The organism is Aquibium pacificum, from assembly GCF_040839445.1.
Classification (GTDB): Bacteria; Pseudomonadota; Alphaproteobacteria; order Rhizobiales; family Rhizobiaceae; genus Aquibium; species Aquibium pacificus.
Genome location: NZ_JBDPGJ010000001.1, coordinates 522,121 through 540,520, shown reverse-complemented (window position 1 = coordinate 540,520; position 18,400 = coordinate 522,121). Strand labels below are relative to the sequence as shown.

Genomic DNA, 18,400 nt, shown 5'->3' with positions numbered 1-18,400 from the left:
ACGGCGCAGATAGCAAGGCTACCCGCCGACTTTGATCGCGAACGTCAGTCCCCCATCAGCAGACGCGCTTCCCGCGCGGCTTCGATGAAATCCCTTCGGGCGCGGTGAGGCTGGACGTCGCCCTTGAGCGCGGAGAGGCACGACGCCATCGCCTTCTGTCGTCTCGGCAGATCCGTGCCGGGCCAGTCGCGCAGAAGTGCCTCGGCCGCTTCCCTGAGGCTTCGAACCTCGCGAACCCTTCCGAGTCGCGGTTCGATGACGATCGACGATTTGAAGCGCCTGTCCTTCAGCATGCGCATTGCTATAGCCGCGCCAGATAAGCCACGAAATATATTATGTTAATTTCCATCGGCCGATGGTCGCCGCGTCGATCAGCGTCCGGTCCGGCCTTTTCGCGCCAGCACGAAATCGTGCTCCACGTCCCAGAACGAACCCGCGAACTCCAGTTCCCGAGCGCGTTCCGCGTCGTCGATCTTGCGGAATTCGGCGAGCAGGCTCTCCTTCACGCCGAACACCGCATCGGAATTGATGTATCGATCATCCGGGTCGAAGATGTGCGTCGTCAGCGTCTCGAAACCGTCGGCCTTGATGATGTAGTGCAGGTGCGCCGGCCGGTAGGGATGGCGCCCGAGCTGGCCGAGCAGCTGGCCAACTGGGCCGTCGTCGGGAATCGGGTAGAACTTCGGCTTCACCGCGCGGAACCAGTAGCGGCCGTCCGGTCCGGTTCGGAAGATGCCACGGAGGTTGAAATCGGGCTGGATGCCCTTCTGCTGAACGTCGTAGAAGCCTTCGTCGTTAGCCTGCCAGACGTCGATCACCGCATCGCGGATCGGTTGGCCATCCGTGTCGAGGATGCGGCCCGAAACCACCATGTCCTCGCCCTTCTGGTCCAGGCAGATGTTGGCGCCCATCGGCAGTTCCGGCGCGCCTTCGACGTGGAAGGGACCGAGCACGGTGCTCTCCGACGCGCCCGAGGGCTTGCGGTTGTTGATCGCGTCGACCAACATCGACACGCCGAGGATGTCGGAGAGCAGGATGTATTCCTGACGCCACTCGTTGCACGTCTGACCCGTCTTCGTGAGGAACAGGATCGCCTGCAGCCATTCCTCCTGCGTCGGCTCGATCTCCTTCACCGCCTCATGCAGTTTGCGCGTGATCACCTCCATGGCGAACTTCAGCCGCTCGTTCTTCGCCGCCGCGTTGCGGCCAGTGACGACTTCCACCGAGTTTTCCTCGGTGAAGAATCCCTTTTCGTGTGCTTCGGTCATGGCGTTCACCTGTCCAGGATTGATGTGAGTACGCGCCGCAGTTCGGCCGCCGGATCGTCGGAGATCGTCTCGCTACGCCACGCGACGTGGTGGTCCGGGCGCACCAGCACCGCGCCGGAATCGCGCGTCTCGCGTGCGCGGGCCCAATCGCCGGCATAGTCTTCCCACTGCTGGCGCGGACCGATCGTCTGCACGGCGATGTCGATCCCGAGTTCCTCGCCGACGGTTCGTGCCGCCTCGTTCCAGCTGTTGCCGCCGATGCCAGTCAGGATGGAGAAACGTCCGTGCCCAGCGAGGTCGAGCGTGGAAACCTTCTCGCCGTTCGGACCGAAGACCCAGACGTGCGGCAGCCGTGCACCGGGCCACGTCGTGGGCTGGTAGTGCAGTTCGGCGTCCTTCTGGAACGGCGGCTCGGCCTGCCCGTCGGTCACGACCGCATCCGACCGGTAGCGCTGGTTCATCTCGACGCCATGCGCGTCGAATTCGTAGACCTTGAAGGCGATCGCCTCGCGGATGGCGGTGCGCTGGGCCTCGGCATCGCCCGTGTCGTCGCAGCGCGCGTCCATGTTCTGCTGCATCTTCACCGGGTCGATCGAATCCAGCAGCCCGAGCCCCTTGAAGATCGGCCCGAACTCCTCGATCGACTTGTTGGCGCGGGTGACGATCTGCTTGGCGATCGGCGCGCGCTCGACCTGATAGCTGTCGAGCAGACGTGTTCCCGCCTGTCCCCTTATGACCATGGCGAGCTTCCAGGCGAGATTGAAGGCGTCCTGGATGGACGTATTGGAGCCGAGCCCGTTCGATGGCGGGTGCCGGTGGATCGCATCGCCCATGCAGAACACTCGTCCGCTGGAGAGCGTCGTCGCGTACATGTTGTTGACCGTCCAGGTCGAGACGGAGGTGATCTCGACGTCGAGATCGGGATCGCCGACGAGATCCCGCGCGACCTTCTTCGCGAAGGCCTCGTCCACCTCCGGCTCGGGTCCGTTTATATCGTAGCCCCAGACGATCAGCCACTCGTTCCAGGGCCGGATCATGCGGACCAGCCCCATGCCAATGCCGCCGACGTTCGATCCCGGCTGCAGCACCCAGTAGAGCACCGAGGGCCGGTGGGCGACGTACTTCGACAGGTCGGCCTTGAACAGGATGTTCATCGAGCCGCCGACGCCCATCTTGCCTTCGAACTCCAGCCCTGCGTGCTCCGCGACTTTGGAGTTGCCGCCGTCCGCGCCGACCATGTATTTCGAGCGGATCGTGATCTCCTTGCCGGTCAGCCGGTCGAGGCAGGTGGTGGTGACGCCGTCGGCATCCTGTTCGTGGCGGAGATACTCCGTCGACATGCGCGCCTGGGTCCCGCGCGAGCACGCGGTCTTGAAGAGCACCGGCTCCATGTAGGTCTGCGGGCAATCGTTCATGTGGGTCGGCGAGGAGAGCAGGTGCTCGGCGCGCGACAGCGGATGCTTGCCCCAGCTGCGCATCCGCCCGATCTCCTCGCCTGCCAGCGACGTGCAGAACACGTTCTCGCCCATCAGGTCCTGCTCCGTGCCGTAGAGGTAGACCTCGTCCTCGACCGCGCGGCCGAGGTCGCGCAGCACCTCCATTGCCCGCTGGTTGGTGATGTGCGCGCGCGGCGTGTTGGCGAGCCAGCGGTAGCGATTGATGACCATGTTCTCCACCCCATAGGTCGAGAGCAGCGCGGCAGTGGCCGAGCCGGCCGGCCCCGTGCCGATGATGAGTACGTCGGTGGTGATGTCAGCCATGCGGCCCTCCCCTCGTGCCTGGTTTGTCGAAAGTCGGCCCGCCCTTGAGGATGCGGCGGACCGGAAAGAACTGGATGCCGGCGCGGTCGCTGAAGAGGCCCCACAGCCCCCTCGGCGCGAACAGCATCACGGCGATGCCGATCAGGCCCAGCACCAGCAGATACCATGAACCGAAATCGGCGAGCGTCTTCTGCAGGATGAAGAACACGATGACGCCCACGATCGGGCCTTCCAGCGTGCCGATACCGCCGATGACGACGATGAAGATGACGTAGGCCGTCCAGTCGATGACGGAGAAGGCGGCATCCGGTGAGATGCGGGCCTTCTGGACGTAGATGAGAGCGCCGGCCAGCCCGGTTCCGAAGGCCACGGCCACGTAGACGATCCACTTGATGCGCCGCGCGTCGACGCCGACCGAACGCGCCGCTTCCTGGTTGTCGCGCACGGCCGCCAGTCCGAGCCCCTGCCGGGACCGCAGCAGCCAGTAGATGAAGCCGACCGTGGCGCAGACCAGTACCAGCGCCAGCCAGTAGGTGAGGATGTCGGCGGCCTGCGAGGAGCGCACGCCGAAGGCGTTCGAGATCCACTCGACCGGCCCGAAGTCGCGGATGGCAGTGTTCGGCAGCGACGTGCCCGTGCCGCCGCCGAGCGCGCGCCATTGCGCCAGGACAAGCCGGACAATCTCGGCCACCACCCAGGTGCCGATGGCGAAGTAGGCGCCGTAGAGCCGGAAGACGAAGAAGCCGGTGGCGACCGAAAGAAGCGCCGCGGCGAGACCGCCGATGAGGATCGCGCTGACCGGGTCCAGCCCCCAAAGGCTGACGCAGGCAAACATCGCATAGGCGCCGAAGCCGACGAAGGCCTGCTGCCCGACCGAGACCAGGCCGGCATAACCGGCGAGCAGGTTCCAGTTCTGCGCAAGCACCAGCATGGTCAGGATGAAGAACAGGTCCTGCAGCGTTCCGCGCGAGACGAAGAGCGGCGCGGCAATGGCGACCGCGAGCAGGATGGCCGCGACCACCGCGAAGCCGGTCGCCGCGCGGGTGCGGGTCCGGACCGTCCAGGGGGTTCTGGCGCCTTCGCTCATCGCCGCCTCAATCGGTCGCGCGCGGGAATAGGCCGCGCGGCCTTGCGAGCAGCACGACAAGGAAGGCGACGTGGCCGGCCAGGATCTGCCATTCGGGATTGATCGCGGCGCCGAGCGTCTGCGCCACGCCGATGATGATGCCACCCGCCAGCGTGCCCCAAAATGAACCGAGCCCGCCGATGATAACCGCCTCGAAGGCGTAGATCAGCCGCGCCGGTCCGATCGTCGGGTCGAAATTGGACCGGGTGCCCAGATAGAGCGCCGCGATCGTCACCACGATCATCGCGAGCCCCGTCGCTGTCGCGAACAGCCGTTTCGGATCGACGCCCATCAGCCCCGCCGTCACCGCGTCGTCCGACGTGGCGCGGAAGGCGCGGCCGAGTTCGGTGCGGTAGAAGAGGAGATTGAGGCCGAGGATCACCGCGACGGCCGAGACGAAAGTAAGCAGCGGCATGACGCCGACGGCGATCGGGCCGAGACTGATCGAGGCGGTTTCCAGCGCGCCAGCCGGAATGCGCCGGCTGTCGGCCGAAAAGCTCTCCAGAAGCGCGTTCTGGATGACGATCGACAGGCCGAAGGTGACGAGCAGCGGCGGCAGGATGTCGTCGCCGAGCGTGCGGTTGAGCACGTGGTACTGCAAGAGCCATCCGAGTCCGAACATTACCGGCAGGGCCACCGCCGCCGCGATGAAGGGGTTGAGCCCAAGTGCGGTCACCAGGACGAGGATCAGGAACGCGCCGAGCACGATCAGGTCGCCGTGGGCGAGGTTGACGAGCCGCATGACGCCGAACACGAGGCTAAGCCCCGCCGCGAACAGCGCATAGAGCCCCCCGAGCAGTATCCCCTGCACGATCGTGTCAATCCAGATCATGCCGCGGCTCCGAAATAGGCGGCGTGGATGCGCTGGCGGTCGAGTTCGGCCGGCCGCCCGCTGAGCGTCACGCGGCCCTCCATCATGCAGTAGACGCGGTCCGCGACCTTCAGCGCCTGTCCGATGTCCTGCTCGACGATAACGAGCGAGGCGCCCGCGGCCTTGATCTTCGGGAAGGCGGCGTAGATGTCGCGGATGACGACCGGCGCCAGCCCGAGGCTGATCTCGTCGCACAGAAGCACGCGCGGGTTTGACATCAGCGCCCGTCCGATCGCGACCATCTGCTGCTGCCCGCCCGAGAGCGCCGTGCCGGAGCTGCCGCGGCGCTCCTTCAGGATCGGGAACAGGTCGTAGACCGTTTCGAGCGACCAGGCGCCCTCGGTCTTGCGGCCGTAGCTGCCCATCAGCAGGTTCTCCTCGACGGACAACGACGGGAAGAGCTTGCGGCCTTCCGGCACCATGGCGATGCCGCGCGCCATGACTTTTGCCGAGGCGAGCTCCCCGATCGGCTCGCCGTCGAAGAGGACTTCTCCGGGCGCATTCGGCAGGACGCCGGCGATCGAGCGCATCAGCGTGGTCTTGCCGGCGCCGTTCGCCCCGATGATGGCGACCGTCTCGCCCGCCTCGAGCGCGATGTCCACGCCGAACAGCGCCTGGAAATCGCCGTAACGGGCCGTCAGCCCCTTCGTGACGAGCAGCGGCATCAGACCTCGATCCCGAGATAGATTTCGCGCACCTCGCGCGAGGCCATGATCTCGTCGGGCTTGCCGATGCCGATCACCTTGCCGAAATCGAGCACCAGCAGGCGCTCCACCACCGAGTTCAGCGCATGCAGCACATGCTCGATCCAGATGATCGACATGCCGGAGGCGTGGATGTCGCGGATCGTGGCGACGAGTTGCGTGCATTCGCCTTCCGTCAGTCCGCCGGCGATCTCGTCGAGCAGGAGCACCTTGGGTGCCGTCGCCAGCGCCCGCGCCAGTTCCAGCCGCTTGCGCTCCAGCAGTGACAACTGCCCGGCCGGAACGTTAGCGCGCGCGATCAGCCCCGTCTGGACCAGGATGTCGGCGCAGGCGTCGGCGACCTCCGCCTCGCGCTTGCGCGAGCCGAAGGAACCGGCGACCAGCAGGTTCTCGAAGGCGGTGAGCTTCTCGAACGGCTGCGGGATCTGGAACGTCCTGCCAATGCCCATCAGGCAGCGCTGCATCGGCGGTGCGGGGGTCACGTCCGTACCGGCGAAGACGATGCGGCCGCCGTCCACCTTGAGATTGCCGGTGACCAGATTGAAGAGCGTGGACTTGCCGGCGCCATTCGGCCCGATGATGCCGAGCGCCTCGCCCGAGCCGAGCGAGAACGACACATCGTCGGCGACCGTCAGGGCGCCGAACCTCTTCGTCAGACCGGTGATTTCGAGCACAGGCTGCACGCTCGCGGAACTCCAGGATGGTGGTGTGGTGGTGGGCGGGCGGATTCCCGCCCGCCCGTCGTTCACGTCAGGCGATCGGTTCCATCTGGCCGCCCGTGGGGATGTTCGGCGCGGTCTTGTTGTCGACGACGACGAGATCGTAGCCGCCGCCATCCTTCAGTCGCCACTGGCCGCCGACGAGCGGGGTCTTGGCGACGTTCATCTGGGCGAAGGGCGGCAGGTTGGCGCCGTCCCACGTCACCGGGCCTACCAGCGTGTCGAGCTTGGTGGCGGCGATCGCGGCCACGACCGCATCGGGATCGGTGGTGTCGCCCGCCCGCTTGGCGACGTCGACGGCGACCTCGAACAGCGCGTGGATGAAGCCGATCGGCTGCGTCCAGGGACGGCCGGTCGCAGCACTGAAACCTTCGGCCACCTGTGCCGAAGTCTCGCCGGTCAGCGACGACTTGAAGGGATGGCTCGGCGACCACCATACCTCGGACGAGAGGTTGTGGCCGGAATCGCCCAGCGCTTCCACCGCCTGCGGAAACAGGATCGCCTTGCCGATCGAGGCGACCTTCGGCGTGAAGCCCTGCTGCTTGGCCTGGTTCCAGAAGGTGGTGAAGTCCGGCGGGATCACCACGCCGGTGATGATCTCGGCGTTCGCCTGTTTGAATGCGTTGATCTGTGCCGAGAAGTCGTCGGTGAGGTTCTGGTAGCGGCCCGGATCGGTGAGCTTGTAGCCTTTTTCCGCCAGCACCGGCGGGAAGCCGACGTTCGGATCGCCCCAGGCGTTGCCGTCGCCATCATTGGGGAAGAGCGCGCCGACCTGCTTGTTGGTCTCGACCTGCGCCCACATGTTGGTGAAGACGGCGATGACGTCCTCCAGCCCCCAGAAGAAGTGGAAGGAGCTGTTGAAGGGCTGCCATGAGGCCGGGTCTCCGGGATTGCCCTGCTGGCCGATGAACCAGGGCTGCCACGGCGCCATGGTGGAGATGCAGGGCACTTCCTCGGCCTCGCAGGTCGTGGTGACCGGATTGGTGGTCTCCGGCGTCGAGGCCACGAGCATCAGGTGGATCTCGTCGCTGACGATCAGTTCCTTCGCCACTTCGGCGGCGCGGTTAGGATTGGACTGGCTGTCCTTGACGATGACCTCGAAGTTCAGGCCGGCGGCCTTGGTCGCGGTCATGAAGTTGTCGATGACGAACTTGTCGGCCTCGGCGAAGGCGGCGAGCGGCCCGGTCTGCGGGCTGACATAGCCGAGCTTCACCGGCCCGTTCTGGGCCAGCGCCGGCATCGCGAGGCCGGAGGTGCCGGCGAGCACGCCGGTCGCGGCGGCATTCTTGAGCAGTGTTCTTCTGGTGATCATGTCCTGTCCTCCCTGTTGATGTGACTGCGCTTCATTGCGGCGGTTGCCGTCCCTCCAGGGCATCCTGGAGGAGCGAGCGGATCTGCTGTCGGTCGAAGGGCCTCGGGTTTGAATAGGGGTTCTTCGTCGCGATCTCGGCGGCGCGGTCGAGATCGGCTTCGGAGAGGCCGAAATCCGCAAGCCGCATCGGCGCGCCGAGCCCTTGCGCGAAACGGAAAAGTCCGCGCCCCGGCGTGTCGCCGAAAGCCTCGGCGACAGGCTCGAGCAGCCCGGCCGCGGCACCGGCGTTGAACCCGACCGTGTGCGGCAGCAGGATGGCGTGGGTCTCGGCGTGCGGCGTGCCGAAGCTGCCGCCGAGCGTGTGGCAGAGCTTGTGGTGCAGCGCCATCGCGGAGCCCCCCAGAGCGATGCCGCAGAGCCAGGCACCGTACTGCGCAAGGCCGCGAGCCTCGGCATCGGAGGGCGTGCGCACCACCGCGGGAAGCGCCTCGGCGAGCGCGCGGATCGCCTCGGCGGACATCAGCGCGATGACCGGGTTGCGGTCTTCCGCGTAGAGCGCTTCGGCGGCGTGGGCCAGCGCATTGAGGCCAGAGGTGACGGTCAGGCCGACCGGCAGCGTCAGGGTGAGGTCGACGTCGTAGATGACGGTCTCGGGCAGGATCGAGGCGTCGCGGCGCGTGGTCTTTTCGCCGCCGGCGGTCTCGCCCAGGATGTCGGTCATCTCCGAACCGGCATAGGTGGTGGGGATCACGACCTGGTCGGCGCCGATGCGGGTCGCGATGGCCTTGCCGAGCCCCGTGGTCGAGCCGCCTCCGAGCGCCACGACGCAGTCCGCACCGGTGTTCCGAAAAACCTCCAGCGCCTTTTCGGTGACCTCGACCGGCGTGTGCATAGCGGCTTCGGTGAAGACACCCGCCGCAAGCGGTCCGAGCCGGTCCGCGAGCGCATACGCATCGGCCTCCTGGTTGGGCGTCGAGAGCACGAGGGCGCGGGAATGCCCGAGCCGCTCCACTTCGGAGCCGGTGCGGGCGATGGTTCCGGCACCAAAGATCACCCGCGACCGCAGGCCGGGAAAAACGAAGGGAGCGATCGGTGTCATGGCGTTGCTCCAGTCTGGGCAAGTATCCCGGCGAAGACGTCGATCTCGGCGTCGGACACCTCGTGCGCTCGGGCGGGAAAGCTCTCCGCCCGCAGCCGCGCGCCGCAAACGGCGAATTCGGCGGCCGCTGCGAAGGCCGCGGAGGCCGGTATCCACGGATCAGCGTCGCTTCCCGACAGGTAGACCGGCAGTCCGCCGAGGCTGCGGCGCGGCGAGGCTTCGGTCGGCGGACCGACACGGCAGCCCGTCAGCGCCACCAGCGCACCCAGCGCGCGATCGCGGCGCATGGCGTACTCCAGCACCACGCAGGCGCCCTGCGAAAAACCTGCGAGCACCGGCCGAGCGGCCGGCGCGCCATCGGCCGCCGCCGCCGCGATTGCCGCATCGATCGCGTCGAGTGCCTCATCCAGCTGGTCGAGCGTCGCCTCGGACGCGGGATCCACCGCACGTGCGTCGTACCAGGCTTCCCAAGGCGAGCGCGGCAGCACGAAGTGTGTGTCACCGGTAGGCAGACGGGCGATCACGTGCTCGCCCATCTCCTCCGGCGTCTGCGCACGCCCATGCACGAACACGCAGAGCCGCGCGGCGCTTCGAGGTGGAGCGCCGAGCCTCAGGGACGTGTCGCGCATCTGCGCCAAATCGTTCTCCTCCCGCCTGACGGGCCTACCAGTGGAACTCTTCGAGGCCGGCGATCATCTCAGCCTTTCGGTCCTCGAACCAGGGCGGGAAGACCAGCGTACGGCCGGTCTGGCCCGCCGGCTCGTCCACCGCCCAGCCCTGCGGCACCGTCCAGGCGATCTCGAACAGCGCACCGCTGGGCGAGCGCACGTAGCAGGACTTGAAGTAGTTGCGGTCCTTCTGGTCGGAGACGTCGGTGAAGCCCAGTCCTTCCAGATGCGCCTTCAGCTTGAGCTGGTTCTCCTCGTCGCCGGTGTCGAGCGCCAGGTGGTGGATGGTGCCGCCGGCGAGCGTCCAGGTGCCCTGCGGCTTGTCCGGTTCGTGCAGCACCTCGACAGCGGTAGTCGCACCGGCGCCGGCCAGCTTGAACTTCAGGTCCGAGCCATCCTCGCCGTCCTTCTCCATGCCCATGCCGATGGTCATGAAATCGTCCATGGACGTCCGGTCGAACACAGCGATGCCGATACCGTAAATGCCCTTGATGCCGTTCTCGGCGCTGATGCCGTCCGAGACGATGGAACGCCGATCATCCTTTTCGGCCGCCACCAGTTCGTGCGGGATGCCGCAGGGGTGCGCGAAGGCGACGCGCGGCAGGCCGAAGCGCTCGGTGCGCTCGGCCTTGAAGCCGGCCCCGTTCAGCCTGTCCTCCCAGAAGTCGAGGCTCTTCGGCGGCACCGACAGCTGGATGATCTTCGACTGGTTGGTTCCGCGCTTGCCGAAGATGCCCGGCTTGCGAAAAGGGAAGGTGGTGACGATGGTCGAGGCGTCGCCGGTCTCGTTGGCGTAGTAGAGATGGTAGACGGGCGTCGTGCCGTCGAAGAGCACGGTCTTCTTGATCGACTTCATGCCGAGCGTGCCGGTGAAGAAGTCGAAGTCCTCCTGGGCGCCGTCGACGCTCATCGTGACATGGTGGTATCCGCTGATCAGTGCCATCTCGTTCCTCCCTTGAAGTCAGGCTTGGGGCATGATGGTGCGTCGTTCCTACGCCACCGGTCTCGCGGGCTTGGCGCGCGCCATGACGAAGTCGAAATCGAGCGACCATGCCGGCACGCCGTCGGCGCCCGATTGCGGCCGAAAGTCCCCGATCAGCTCCGGCTTGACGCCGAACAGGGCGTCGCGGTGCAGGTCGGGATCGCCGCGCTCGTAGACATGCGTGGTGAGCGTCTCGAACCCTTCGGCGCGGATCATGAAATGCAGGTGCGCCGGGCGGCGCAGCGGATAGCCGACATGCCTCAGCAACTGCCCGACCGGGCCGTCGTCCGGCACGCGATAGCCGGCCGGTTTGACCGTGCGGTAGTAGAAGTGGCCGTCGGCGCCGGTGGTGAAGGCGCCGCGCAGGTTGAATTCCGGCTGCAGGTCGGGCTGCTGGTTCTCGTACAGGCCTTCTGAATTGGCCTGCCAGGTCTCGACCACCGCGCCCGGGATCGGATTTCCGTCGAGGTCCCGGACGTGGCCGGAGACGCAGAGCGGCTCCCCCACTCCGTCGAGCGAGACGATCGCGCCCAGCGGCAGGCGCGGCACGTCGGCACGGTAGAACGGGCCGCGGATCGTGTTGGGCGTGGCGCCAGCCGGGCGCCGCGTGTTGATGTCCTCGACGAGCGCGGAGACCCCGAGCAGATCGGACAGCAGGATCCATTCCTGCCGCTTCTCGTCGCTGGCATGGCCGACGTCGGTTAGAAATCCGATGACACGGCGCCAGTCGGCCTGGCTCGGACGCGCTTCCTTCACAATCTGGTGCAGGTGCTCGACCACGCTGACCAGCACGCGCGACAGGCGCCCGTCGCCCGCTCCCAGCAGGCGCTCGGCGACAAGTTGCGATGAATTGTGCTCGCCATAGGGATGGCCGGTCGGCAGCGGCATCGTTCCTCCCCGGGAATTTCACCGGACGTTGCTGAACCGAGGATAGCCGGACGATGACGATACAGGATGATTTTCCTGCCACTTTAGCATAGCATATCGCTATGAAGCTCGATGAACGTCATCTCGTCCAGCTGGCTGCCGTGGTCCAGGCGGGCGGAGTGACCGAGGGCGCGGCCCTGATCGGCATGACGCAACCCGCCGTCTCCCGCACGCTTTCGATGCTGGAAAAGCGGCTCGGGGAAGCACTGTTCGTGAGGGGCCGCCGCCCTCTGCAGCCTACGCCGCTGGGCCGCGCGCTGGCGGAGCACGGCCAGGCGATGCTGCTCGCCTCTCGCAAGGCTTCCGAACTCGCCGCCAGCTTCCACCACGGCCGCACCGGGCTGGTGCGCATCGGCGGAACGCCCTTCTTCATGGACGCCCTCATCTCCGGCACGATCGCCGAGTTCCAGAACAACTATCCGGATGTCCGCGTCGACCAGAGCTATGGATACCTTCAGGAGCTCCAGGCGGCGGTCATCGCCGGCCGGCTCGACCTCGCCATCTGCCCGATCGACATTCTCGACGAGGGGTCGGGGCTGGAGTTCCAGGAGATTCTGCCGGGCCGCAACGTCGTCGCCTGCCGCTCGACCCATCCGCTGCTGTTGAAGCGCCGTCTGGGCGGCAAGGAACTGCTCGACTATCCGTGGATCGCGCCGCCGCCCGGCAGCCCACTGTTGGCCGACCTGCGCAGCCTCTTGCTGTCGCTCGGCGCCACCGAGATCAAGGTACGCTATTCCGGCGGCTCGCTGACCAGCGCCATGACTTACCTGAAGAGCACCGACGCGCTGACCGTCCTGCCGCACGGCGTGGTGTTCGCATTCCGAAAGGAAAAGTCGATCACCGCGCTGCCCCTGAACATCCCGCACCCGGAACGCGCGCTCGGCCTGCTCCGCCTCGCCGGCGCGCCCCGCTCACCGGCCGTGGAAAAATTCGCCCTGCACGTGCGCCAGAGCTTCGACAGCCTGCGCCACTTGATCAAGCGGCACGAGCAGGCGGTGGTGTGGGGCGCGTGAAGTGTCATGCCCGCCGGAGGACGCGGGGTAGAATTCGATCGGCAGCGATGGTCGGCGTTCCGCACGGCATGGCTCATGACGTATCGTTCGGCTTCGCTATCCAGCCGCTACCGCGACGGCCGTGGCCCGACGCCGCGTGAGACGCCAGGCCGCCACGCTCGCATTGGCGGTCGAGCAGGTTTCCGATGGGCAAGAGTGTGCAGAGGGCGGCGGCCAGCGCATAGAAGCGCGCGGCGAGTCGCAGCGCGTCATCCGGGTCGTTCCCGGCCGGCGCGATCCCTTCGAGTTCCGAGAGCGGCAAGCCCACGGTCTCGAAGACGTAGTCTTCTGACACCGCCTCCGCATAGCGCAAGAGGACAAGCACGAACCAGCGCACCGGGGCTGACCGCGTGGCGGCTTGCTCAGCCATGGCGGCGAAGGAGACGAGCAGCGCCATGACGCGCCGAAGCATCCTCTCGTCCACCATTGCCGCATGCACGTCCATGTCGCGTCCCTTCGCTCACCGGCCGGTAGTGTGCCGCTGGTCATAGGTGCGTGGATGGAATTCGACGAAGTCGTTGATCCGGCTGGGGCCGGCGCCGGTCTCGTCCACCCAAACCGGAGGTCTGGGAGACCGCCTCCCTCCGCTTCGTCATCCTCGGCCGACCGGAGCGCAGCGGAGGAAGAGCCGGGGATCCAGGCCTGAGGGGCGACGGCGGGCGGGACGGCGGAGGACGGGAACGGCTTCGCAACGGCGCCAGGCCGCGATCAGCGTAAACCCTTTGAAGGTGATGGTACGGTTGCTCGGGATCGAACCGAGGACCTCCGGATCCACAATCCGGCGCTCTAACCATCTGAGCTACAACCGCACGCCCGGTGCAACGAAGCGAGTGTGCAAATACGGTCAAATGCACGCGAATGCAAGCGCTGCAACGGCATTGATTGTCTCATAGCGGCGCCAGGAAACCGGCGCGGAGACGCGGCGGATCGCGATGCGCGGCAAGGAAAAGGGCCGGCGCGAAGCCGACCCTTTTCATTTGCACGACAGGCGGGAGGAGGATGCCCGTCGCGGCTCCGGGCGCGTGGGGGAGAGGATCGCGCTCCGGGTACTTGGGCTATCGAACGCCTCAGGCGACCTTGAGTTCCTTCATCGACTTCTCGAAGGCGTCCTTGGCCGGCTTCGAGAGTTCGTCAACGGCCTTGGTCGACGCGGACTGCATGTCCTTGACCTGGTCGACGGCCATCTCGATGCGCTTGCGCATGTAAGCGGTCTGGAGCTCGATGACCTCGGAAAGCGACTTGGCGCCGAGGAGCGATTCCATGTAGGAGAAGTCGGTCTCGGTGTTGGCGCGCATCGCGGCAATCGACTTCAGCGACAGGTCCGTGCTGGCCTTCTTCATGGTCTCCATGGCGGTCTCGACGGCCTTCTGGCCTTCCTCGGCGCTGGACTTGAACTTGGCGTAGGCCTCCTTCGACTGCTCGACGCCCTTCTCGGCGAAGGAGCGGAACTGGTCGGTCGCCTTGGCGGCGTCGAAGGTCGGGAATTCGATGGTTTCTGCGGTCTTTGCTGCTTTCGACATCTGAGGTAATCCTTCCTGTTGCGGGCAACGGCCTGACGCTGAACATTCTCTGGCCGCTTGATGCTCACAATATAGGCAGAGTTTTTGTGCATTGCAACATTTTTCTCGCAATGCAGCATAAACGGCGGGGAGATTAACCAACGAACCACAAAACCGTGCCCGCCCGGGGCCGCAATGTGGACGCGGGGAGGCATCTCTTTTACTAACAAAGTCTTAACGTCCGGTTTAAGGGGAGTCGGACGTGACGGGATCGGTGTGGATGGCATCCAGCGAATATTCCTTCATCGACATCGCGGTTCTGGACGCGGTTCGTGCGCGATTTGCCGCAGGTCATGCGCTGGCGATTCTTTCGGCCGACCTGGAGGAAGTGATCTGGGCGAACGGTCCCGGGGCGAAGCTGTTTGGCTTTCCCGACATCGAGGCCATCATGGGCGCCTCGGCCGGGCTCGGGTTCGCGCAGCGGCGCCAGATTGCGGCGACGACGGGGTTCCCGCGGATCGGGACGGACCGGCCCCTCCTCGTCAGGCTCGCTTCCGGCGTTACGAGCCGCGCCATACCTTTCCTCGCAAGCAGCGTGACGCTGCCGGATGGCGAGGTTGGGATCCTGCTGGCCGCTCCCCCGGCGGCGGGAGACGACCGCAACCCGGGCGAACTGGCAAGGCTGGCCATCTCGGGCTTCAGCGAGGCCGGCTACTTCGCCGCTCTGCTCTCGGGCGCGACGGTCGTCGCCGCCACTCCGGGATTCCAGGCTCTCGGCATCGAAACGGAAACCGTCGACGGCCTCGTCGCCGACGTCGCGGACGCGCAGGACCGCCTGGTCAAGCGCCTCATCCCCGCCGCGAGCGGCCGCATACCGGCGGGGATCGCGCGCCTGACGGACGAACCGGGAATGCACCTCTTGGTCGCGGTCGACGACCCGGACCTCTACCGCCACGATGACTTCTTCGAGGGCGACGAGGAGCCGGACCCGAAGGCGCTGCAGGAGCGCGGGCTCCCGCAAGGCGAATCCGGCCCCGGACGCTCCCCGTGGACCCCGGCTTCTCCGGCGGCAGAGCTTCCGGAAGTCGGGGACGATGCAGCCGATTCCTCGTCGCCAGAGGTCGCGCCCGAGGCACACCCGGGTGCGAAGGACGAGGTGTCGCCCGAGCATCGGGCCGGCATAGACAGATGGTATTTCGAAGCGGATGCCGCGGCTGCGGCCGATGCGCAGGAAGAACCCCCTCCTGCATCGTCGTCGGAACCAGTCGCATCCGTCGGCGAAGAGGGTCTTCCCGCGCCCGATGAGGGTCCGGCACCCGTCATCGAGGAGACGGAGTCAGCGCCCGAAGAAACGCAGCCCGCGCTGGAAGACGCGGAGAACATCTCCGTGCCTCCGAGCCCTGCGCCTGCGACAGAGTATCGGAACACCGCTCCCGTGCGGTTTGCGTGGCGCACGGACGCCGTCGGAAATTTCAGCAGCATATCGCCCGAGTTCCTGATCGCGGTCGGGGCCGCGGAGACGGCAGTGATCGGCCGTTCGTTCGCGCAGGTCGCGGAGCATTTCGGCATGGACCCCGGCCACGAGATCGCGGGTCTGCTGGAGCGTCGCGATACCTGGTCCGGCAGAACGGTGCTGTGGCCGATCGAGGGGACGGACCTTGCAGCCCCCGTCGATCTCGCCGCCCTTCCCGTCTATGCGCGCAACCGGTCGTTCGAGGGGTTTCGCGGTTTCGGGATCGCTCGCCTGGGTGACGCCGTCGCGGCTCCCCGGCCCCCGACGTTGCTGCCGAATGTGTCCGCGGCGGAGGAAATCCCCGCGCCTGAGGCCGAAGAACCGGTCCCTGCCGCGGATGACGGCAACAAACCCGCGGAAGCCGCGCCCTCCGACGATGTGGTCGACTCGGCGGAAGCTGGGCTGATCGCGACTGACGAACCGGAGACTGCTCCCGCTGCGCCGGCCGACCCTGCCCCGGAGAGCCGTGACGATCCGTTCCGGGGAGAGACCCCCGTCATAGCGATCGAGGAGGCCCGCTACCGGCGCTATTCCGACAAGATCATCCGTCTTGCCGAACACCGTCCAAACCAACCCGAGCGCGGCCTTTCGCCCGTCGAGCGCAACGCCTTTCGCGAGATCGGAGACCGCCTCAAGGAGGTGACGCAGCCATCCGCGCGGCAACCTGAGTCTGAGCGTGCGGCTGAAAATGGCGAAACTCTCGCGGAGACGGAACCAGTTGCTCCGCCCAGTCCCGTTGATCAGGTCTCGCCGCAGGAGGCGGAAGAGGACACGACCGTATTGCCGCTCCTCTCCGACGCGACCTCGCGATCGGATGAACCGGAAGCGAACGACCCGCGATTGGTCGAGGAGTTGCCCTACATCGAAGTCGAGGAGGAACTCTTCGACGAACCGCTGCCGCCGGAGCAGGCCGCGTCGGACGCCGATTCTGGCAATGGGCAAGCACCAGTCCCTCACGAAGAAGAACAAGCCCCGGCGCTTCCCGAGGAATTTGCATTCGACGGCGACCGCCTTCCCGCAAGACATGCAGGGCACGTGTTCGACGGACAGGCGTACGAGAGCCGCGAGGAAGTGGAAGACGTCGCCGCACAGGGCTTCCAAGTACCTGAATCGGACGATGGCGACATGGAAGATGTTTCCCTCCAGCCTGTGGACGGTGCCACCGCCGCCTCACAGGGTGACGACGGCGAAGTCGACGGGGCTGAAATCGAGGAAGTCTCCGAGGAGGTTGGACAACCCGATCCGGTGGATCCGGCAGTGCAACCTGAAACGCACGGCCCGGCCGACCTGCCTTTTCTGCCTTCCGCCGTCTCCTCGCTCGTCAGCGACGCGCCGGCACCCGATGCCGATGCCGAGGTGCTGTCACGGCTCCCGCTCCCGCTGCTGATCCATCGCGGCGACAGGCTGCTCTTCGCCAACCGGGCCTTCTGCGAATTGACGGGATACGAATCGCTCGACGACCTCGAGGAGAGCGGCGGCCTCGGTCAGCTTTTCCTCGAGCCGTATCAATCCGAAGCCGAGAACGGCGAACCCGCGCGGGGCACCGTCCTTTCCACCAAGGCCGGCCACACGATCCCGGTAAGGGCGCATCTCCAGTCGGTCCCGTGGATGGGCGGCAAGGCGCTGCTTCTGGCCCTGAGCCCGCTGGAGGTGGCGCCGCCCCTCCCCCTGGCGTCCGGGCCCGACGCGGAATCGGCCACGGGATTCGGCGACCGCGTCGAGGAAATGCGCACCATCCTCGATACGGCCACCGACGGCGTCGTCCTAATCACTCCCGAAGGGACGATCCGTTCCATAAGCCGGCCGGCGGAAGCGCTGTTCGGCTACGAGGACAAGGAGGTGGCAGGCAAACCGTTCGCCGTGCTCTTCGCCGTCGAGAGCCAGCGGGCGGCGCGCGATTATCTCGAGAGCCTGTCCGAGAACGGAGTGGCGAGCGTACTCAACGACGGACGGGAAGTCATCGGCCGCGAGGCGCAGGGCCGGTTCATCCCACTTTTCATGACGATCGGCCGCCTGCCCGGCGGCAACGGCTACTGTGCAGTGATGCGCGACATTACCCAGTGGAAGAGGGCAGAGGAGGAACTCACCCACGCACGCGCCCTAGCTGAACGCGCCTCGTCGCAGAAATCGGAGTTCCTTGCCCGCGTCAGCCACGAGATTCGCACGCCGCTCAACGCCATCATCGGGTTTTCCGAACTCATGATGGACGAAAAGTTCGGTCCGATGGGCAATGACCGGTACCGGGACTATCTCCGCGACATCAACCGTTCGGGCAGCCATGTGCTCGATCTCGTCAACGACCTGCTCGACATCTCCAAGATCGAGGCCGGCGAGCAGGAGATGGCCTACGAGGCCGTGTCACTGAACGACGTGCTGGCCGAAACCGTGGCGATGATGCAGCCGCAAGCGAACAGGGAACGTGTCATCATCCGTTCGAGCTTCGCCTCGCGCCTGCCTGAAGTCGTGGCGGATCTGCGCAGCATACGCCAGATCGGCCTGAACCTCCTGTCGAACGCGGTGCGGTTTACGCAACCGGGCGGGCAGGTGATCGTCTCGACCTCGTGCGAGGCGACCGGCGACGTCGTCATGCGGGTCAGGGACACGGGGGTGGGCATGTCCGCGGCCGAGATCGAACAGGCGCTGAAGCCGTTCAAGCAGATCAATTCGCTCAAGCGCAAGCGCACCGACGGCACCGGGCTCGGACTCCCGCTGACCAAGGCGATGGTCGAGGCAAACCGGGCCCGTTTCGCGATCAACTCCACGCCCGGCGAGGGCACGCTTGTGGAGGTCACCTTCCCCTCCGCGCGCGTTTTGGCCGGCTGAGGCGATCATTCGCGGAAATGTGATCATTCGCCGCACACCAATTCCTGACGCTTTCACTCTGAAATTATTCGCTAATT

General features: G+C 66.3%; 16 protein-coding genes and 1 tRNA gene. 2 read left to right on the top strand and 15 right to left on the bottom strand.

What is annotated here, in order from left to right; translation table 11 throughout:
* Positions 1-44: 44 nt before the first annotated feature.
* From ABGN05_RS02640 to ABGN05_RS02585, 12 genes are all read right to left on the bottom strand, one after another.
* On the bottom strand, positions 45-299 hold the full coding sequence (locus tag ABGN05_RS02640) for a DUF982 domain-containing protein (RefSeq protein WP_367952438.1): 255 nt from the start codon (positions 297-299) through the stop codon (positions 45-47).
* A gap of 72 nt (positions 300-371) precedes the next feature.
* Positions 372-1,268, bottom strand: a complete 897-nt coding sequence (locus tag ABGN05_RS02635; protein ID WP_367952437.1) for an intradiol ring-cleavage dioxygenase — start codon at positions 1,266-1,268, stop codon at positions 372-374.
* Positions 1,269-1,273: 5 nt separating this feature from the next.
* On the bottom strand, positions 1,274-3,028 hold the full coding sequence (locus ABGN05_RS02630) for an FAD-dependent oxidoreductase (RefSeq protein ID WP_367952436.1): 1,755 nt from the start codon (positions 3,026-3,028) through the stop codon (positions 1,274-1,276).
* A complete protein-coding gene (locus tag ABGN05_RS02625; RefSeq protein ID WP_367952435.1) occupies positions 3,021-4,115 on the bottom strand; it encodes a branched-chain amino acid ABC transporter permease in 1,095 nt (364 codons plus the stop codon). Before ABGN05_RS02625 ends, ABGN05_RS02630 begins: the two co-directional genes overlap by 8 nt.
* Positions 4,116-4,122: 7 nt before the next feature.
* A complete protein-coding gene (locus ABGN05_RS02620) occupies positions 4,123-4,986 on the bottom strand; it encodes a branched-chain amino acid ABC transporter permease (RefSeq protein WP_367952434.1) in 864 nt (287 codons plus the stop codon).
* Positions 4,983-5,690: an ABC transporter ATP-binding protein gene (locus tag ABGN05_RS02615; RefSeq protein WP_367952433.1), complete on the bottom strand. Its 708-nt coding sequence runs from the start codon at positions 5,688-5,690 to the stop codon at positions 4,983-4,985. Before ABGN05_RS02615 ends, ABGN05_RS02620 begins: the two co-directional genes overlap by 4 nt.
* Positions 5,690-6,403: an ABC transporter ATP-binding protein gene (locus tag ABGN05_RS02610; RefSeq protein WP_373695891.1), complete on the bottom strand. Its 714-nt coding sequence runs from the start codon at positions 6,401-6,403 to the stop codon at positions 5,690-5,692. Before ABGN05_RS02610 ends, ABGN05_RS02615 begins: the two co-directional genes overlap by 1 nt.
* Before the next feature lie 76 nt (positions 6,404-6,479).
* Positions 6,480-7,760 carry an ABC transporter substrate-binding protein gene (locus ABGN05_RS02605; RefSeq protein ID WP_367952431.1) on the bottom strand — a complete coding sequence of 427 codons (1,281 nt, stop codon included), beginning with the start codon at positions 7,758-7,760 and terminating at the stop codon, positions 6,480-6,482.
* Between the two features lie 31 nt (positions 7,761-7,791).
* The gene (locus tag ABGN05_RS02600; RefSeq protein ID WP_367952430.1) at positions 7,792-8,859 is read right to left on the bottom strand and encodes a maleylacetate reductase; all 1,068 of its coding nucleotides are present in this window, start codon (positions 8,857-8,859) and stop codon (positions 7,792-7,794) included.
* The gene (locus ABGN05_RS02595; protein ID WP_367953126.1) at positions 8,856-9,488 is read right to left on the bottom strand and encodes an alpha/beta hydrolase; all 633 of its coding nucleotides are present in this window, start codon (positions 9,486-9,488) and stop codon (positions 8,856-8,858) included. Before ABGN05_RS02595 ends, ABGN05_RS02600 begins: the two co-directional genes overlap by 4 nt.
* Before the next feature lie 34 nt (positions 9,489-9,522).
* A complete protein-coding gene (locus ABGN05_RS02590) occupies positions 9,523-10,470 on the bottom strand; it encodes a VOC family protein (protein ID WP_367952429.1) in 948 nt (315 codons plus the stop codon).
* 48 nt (positions 10,471-10,518) lie between these two features.
* On the bottom strand, positions 10,519-11,397 hold the full coding sequence (locus ABGN05_RS02585; protein ID WP_367952428.1) for a dioxygenase family protein: 879 nt from the start codon (positions 11,395-11,397) through the stop codon (positions 10,519-10,521).
* 101 nt (positions 11,398-11,498) lie between these two features.
* Here ABGN05_RS02585 and ABGN05_RS02580 point away from each other — a divergent pair, with 101 nt between their 5' ends.
* Positions 11,499-12,449 carry a LysR family transcriptional regulator gene (locus ABGN05_RS02580; protein WP_367952427.1) on the top strand — a complete coding sequence of 317 codons (951 nt, stop codon included), beginning with the start codon at positions 11,499-11,501 and terminating at the stop codon, positions 12,447-12,449.
* Positions 12,450-12,522: 73 nt separating this feature from the next.
* Here ABGN05_RS02580 and ABGN05_RS02575 read toward each other — a convergent pair whose 3' ends face one another.
* From ABGN05_RS02575 to ABGN05_RS02565, 3 genes are all read right to left on the bottom strand, one after another.
* Positions 12,523-12,933: a hypothetical protein gene (locus tag ABGN05_RS02575; protein WP_367952426.1), complete on the bottom strand. Its 411-nt coding sequence runs from the start codon at positions 12,931-12,933 to the stop codon at positions 12,523-12,525.
* Positions 12,934-13,220: 287 nt separating this feature from the next.
* Positions 13,221-13,297 (bottom strand) — tRNA-His (locus ABGN05_RS02570).
* A gap of 258 nt (positions 13,298-13,555) precedes the next feature.
* Positions 13,556-14,008 (bottom strand): phasin, encoded by a 453-nt coding sequence (locus ABGN05_RS02565; protein ID WP_367952425.1) that lies wholly within the window; start codon positions 14,006-14,008, stop codon positions 13,556-13,558.
* Positions 14,009-14,267: 259 nt separating this feature from the next.
* Here ABGN05_RS02565 and ABGN05_RS02560 point away from each other — a divergent pair, with 259 nt between their 5' ends.
* Entirely contained in the window at positions 14,268-18,323 is a 4,056-nt protein-coding gene (locus ABGN05_RS02560) for a PAS domain S-box protein (RefSeq protein ID WP_367952424.1), read from the top strand.
* Positions 18,324-18,400: the final 77 nt, after the last annotated feature.

Excerpts from the sequence above, each read along its gene's own strand:
- ABGN05_RS02640 (WP_367952438.1), bottom strand. The coding sequence starts at position 299 with ATGCGCATGCTGAAGGACAGGCGCTTCAAATCGTCGATCGTCATCGAA.
- ABGN05_RS02635 (WP_367952437.1), bottom strand. The coding sequence starts at position 1,268 with ATGACCGAAGCACACGAAAAGGGATTCTTCACCGAGGAAAACTCGGTG.
- ABGN05_RS02630 (WP_367952436.1), bottom strand. The coding sequence starts at position 3,028 with ATGGCTGACATCACCACCGACGTACTCATCATCGGCACGGGGCCGGCC.
- ABGN05_RS02625 (WP_367952435.1), bottom strand. The coding sequence starts at position 4,115 with ATGAGCGAAGGCGCCAGAACCCCCTGGACGGTCCGGACCCGCACCCGC.
- ABGN05_RS02620 (WP_367952434.1), bottom strand. The coding sequence starts at position 4,986 with ATGATCTGGATTGACACGATCGTGCAGGGGATACTGCTCGGGGGGCTC.
- ABGN05_RS02615 (WP_367952433.1), bottom strand. The coding sequence starts at position 5,690 with ATGCCGCTGCTCGTCACGAAGGGGCTGACGGCCCGTTACGGCGATTTC.
- ABGN05_RS02605 (WP_367952431.1), bottom strand. The coding sequence starts at position 7,760 with ATGATCACCAGAAGAACACTGCTCAAGAATGCCGCCGCGACCGGCGTG.
- ABGN05_RS02600 (WP_367952430.1), bottom strand. The coding sequence starts at position 8,859 with ATGACACCGATCGCTCCCTTCGTTTTTCCCGGCCTGCGGTCGCGGGTG.
- ABGN05_RS02595 (WP_367953126.1), bottom strand. The coding sequence starts at position 9,488 with ATGCGCGACACGTCCCTGAGGCTCGGCGCTCCACCTCGAAGCGCCGCG.
- ABGN05_RS02590 (WP_367952429.1), bottom strand. The coding sequence starts at position 10,470 with ATGGCACTGATCAGCGGATACCACCATGTCACGATGAGCGTCGACGGC.
- ABGN05_RS02585 (WP_367952428.1), bottom strand. The coding sequence starts at position 11,397 with ATGCCGCTGCCGACCGGCCATCCCTATGGCGAGCACAATTCATCGCAA.
- ABGN05_RS02580 (WP_367952427.1), top strand. The coding sequence starts at position 11,499 with ATGAAGCTCGATGAACGTCATCTCGTCCAGCTGGCTGCCGTGGTCCAG.
- ABGN05_RS02575 (WP_367952426.1), bottom strand. The coding sequence starts at position 12,933 with ATGGACGTGCATGCGGCAATGGTGGACGAGAGGATGCTTCGGCGCGTC.
- ABGN05_RS02565 (WP_367952425.1), bottom strand. The coding sequence starts at position 14,008 with ATGTCGAAAGCAGCAAAGACCGCAGAAACCATCGAATTCCCGACCTTC.
- ABGN05_RS02560 (WP_367952424.1), top strand. The coding sequence starts at position 14,268 with ATGGCATCCAGCGAATATTCCTTCATCGACATCGCGGTTCTGGACGCG.